The 2,598-nt window shown below is 33.6% G+C and carries 3 protein-coding genes; 1 reads left to right on the top strand and 2 read right to left on the bottom strand.

Annotated elements, in window-relative coordinates:
* Positions 1 to 1,047: 1,047 nt before the first annotated feature.
* Positions 1,048 to 1,278: a hypothetical protein gene (locus ABHN01_RS24430; RefSeq protein WP_290399194.1), complete on the bottom strand. Its 231-nt coding sequence runs from the start codon at positions 1,276 to 1,278 to the stop codon at positions 1,048 to 1,050.
* Between the two features lie 466 nt (positions 1,279 to 1,744).
* Here ABHN01_RS24430 and sda point away from each other — a divergent pair, with 466 nt between their 5' ends.
* The gene (sda, locus tag ABHN01_RS24425) at positions 1,745 to 1,897 is read left to right on the top strand and encodes a sporulation histidine kinase inhibitor Sda (protein WP_429877696.1); all 153 of its coding nucleotides are present in this window, start codon (positions 1,745 to 1,747) and stop codon (positions 1,895 to 1,897) included.
* On the opposite strand, the gene ABHN01_RS24420 is transcribed toward sda, so the two are convergent.
* Positions 1,894 to 2,028, bottom strand: a complete 135-nt coding sequence (locus ABHN01_RS24420) for a hypothetical protein (RefSeq protein WP_328090343.1) — start codon at positions 2,026 to 2,028, stop codon at positions 1,894 to 1,896. The two genes, sda and ABHN01_RS24420, sit on opposite strands and share 4 nt — an antisense overlap.
* Between the last annotated feature and the right edge of the window lie 570 nt (positions 2,029 to 2,598).

The following is a 2,598-nucleotide window of genomic DNA, read 5'->3' as shown; positions in this document are numbered from 1 at the left end:
GCTTTTACCTTTAGGCGCGCCTTCTTAGGATCCTTTGGAAGTGTGTAAACACCTTCTGGAAAGTTATCTTCAAATTTTTCAATATCATGACGCAGCATTTTATCACTCACCTTTCTTACAGTGTAACCTTTAGGTGTTGATACTATTACGTCTACTGACTTTGCCATACCTTAACACCTCCTAGAAAGTAATGCTTACATAAACGCATAGCCCATTCTTGTCCATCCTTATGGCCGCCTAAGTCCGTGTATAAATCGAATTTGGAGGACTAAGAGGTTAACTTCATATACCCGTCTAACTTGTGATGTAACTATATCAGCAAGCAAAAGCAATTAAGCATCTCCTTACTCCAATGTAATTTCTAGCTTTGTTTTGTTGGAGTTTTCTTATTTGTTGGAGAGGATTCAACTATATCTAAGATGACCAAATATTTCTGGTTAATGTCCAATTCCTCCCGACCTTTGGTTTTTTAATTAAGAGCTAGATATGAAACAGGCATTCATACCTATTTCAAACCTGTTTTCAGGGAATCTTAGGTAATGAGTTGAATCTTATGTTACTAATTCGGTGAAAGATAAGATGCTGCAGAACTAGCTGTTTTAAAATTTAAAACAAATCCAGGAATGTATAATGGTGTTAATGTTCCTTTTCTAAAACGCCGTAAAGCTGAACGATGGACCATGAAGCTAAAACAAACAAGCAGCCATCCCTTTTCACATTTCGCATTAAACAAAATAAAAGAAACACAGTGAGCGTTTTCACCTCACACAAGGGCATTCTTTTGCAGGCAGTCAGTTCCTTCGCTTAATAACAATGGGCAGGTATAGAAAGTGAAAAGAAAATTCATCTTTTTTTGATAAAATTAAGGTACGTGAAATTATAGTCATTTAAAGGGGCATATTCCGAAAAACGATTTAGACCGTTTCTTCTATTCTTCCTATCATAAAAATTCCCCATCAAAAAGAACTTATGTCGAAAGATCGACACAAGTTCTAAAATGCCTATTGAATTGTCAGCACCCCTGTAATAAGAAGTCTTATTACATCCCTATTTAAGAAGTAACGATCTCATTTTTCTATTTCGTTCTAATCTTTCCAATTCATCAGCTAAATCATATTTTTTGAGAAGATGAAACATCTCATTTAAGGTGGGTTGTGAGTTATTCCTGTTTAAAAAATCATCAAACAACCCACAAATATCTTCTGGAAGTTCTTCCTTCCGTGCCTCGTATTTACGTTTGACATCATCTTTTGAGTGATCCATGTTACATTTGTTCATAACATCCCTCCTCTTCCTCTCACTCTCTTTATCTTAATATGATTGAACTATTCTTACAACGTGAAACAAAATAACCTTTTGAATGAGAGAAAACAAGGACACTATCATTATTTTTACCATATTTAGTTAAATTTTTCCTCATTCTGTTCATGCTCTATTTTTTGTATTAATTTGATAAGACATCGACCTCCTATGTTAGCCAAAATTGCTTTGCGACGATATTTGTTTTCTTCCCCTCACGTATAGGGAACGTTTAACCACTCCAGAGCCAGAAAGTTGTAATCAGGAATAATTAAAGAAAGTACGGTTATATGCGTGTATCCGCTTTTCTACAACGATCAATCGGTGATTGTTCAAAATGAACAAAAATAAGGAAATTGTCGAAACAATAGGACAAAATAAGGGTTAATTTTTGTTAAAAACGTTATTATAATTGTACATAAAGTGTCTGATCGGTTAGAAAGGAATGGTACAGATGACTTTAGACAAGATGTCCAACAAGTCTCTAATGAAGGCTTATGTTAAAGCAAAAAATCTAATGTTAGCCCAGGATTTTATTGACTTACTCGCTAAAGAATTAAAAAAAAGAAATATAAAAAAGGAATTACAAAAGATTTAACTGGATGTTTCGTCATCTCGTTCATAGGAGAGAATGTCTTTTAAGAAATCGACTTCTTTTGGGAGTAACTCCCTTTTAAGTTTTTCCTCAAAGTCCTTTATCAGTTCCCTTAAAACAATCTCTACGTTCATGATTTCCCTCTTTTCTCCTTAATTCCATAAATTTCATTTTACTGTTGTTTTTTGGTACCACTATTTTTAACTACCGATTTTGTATCTTCTTGTACCTCTGATACCATCCAAATCGTTATTACAATTTTGTCATACATTCCACTGTGATATTGGCTCTTAAAGATGGTATTCTCTTCTTTGTATATTCTTTAGTACAAGCCAATATAATAGATTCTTGTGTAAAAATATAATTTTTTTTGATATGTGTTGATTATGTTGATTAAGTCCCTTCTTGAATATTGCGTCGTACATCTAAATTCCCGACTGTCGAGAGCCTTACCTTACCATAGTATTTGTTTGGTCACGCTCGATGCCAGTTGTGACGAGGCTTTTCGGTATTTATAAATCCAGTTTTAAAATTTTTTGTTCAAACCAACGATTGTTATGTAGTAAATTTACATTTATTTAACACAAAAAATGGATATTTTTTTATCCTTTTGTTGATGTTAATGATTATTGGGATAACAATCAGTCTGCTTCGCCATTGTAGACCTCCTCTTGTTATCCCTTTGCTCTTTTAAAAAAAGGTGA

Source organism: Fictibacillus sp. NRS-1165, assembly GCF_050468105.1.
GTDB lineage: Bacteria > Bacillota > Bacilli > Bacillales > Fictibacillaceae > Fictibacillus_C > Fictibacillus_C terrinigri.
The sequence above is the reverse complement of the archived record's forward strand: the minus strand, read 5'-3'. Positions and strand labels throughout refer to the sequence as shown.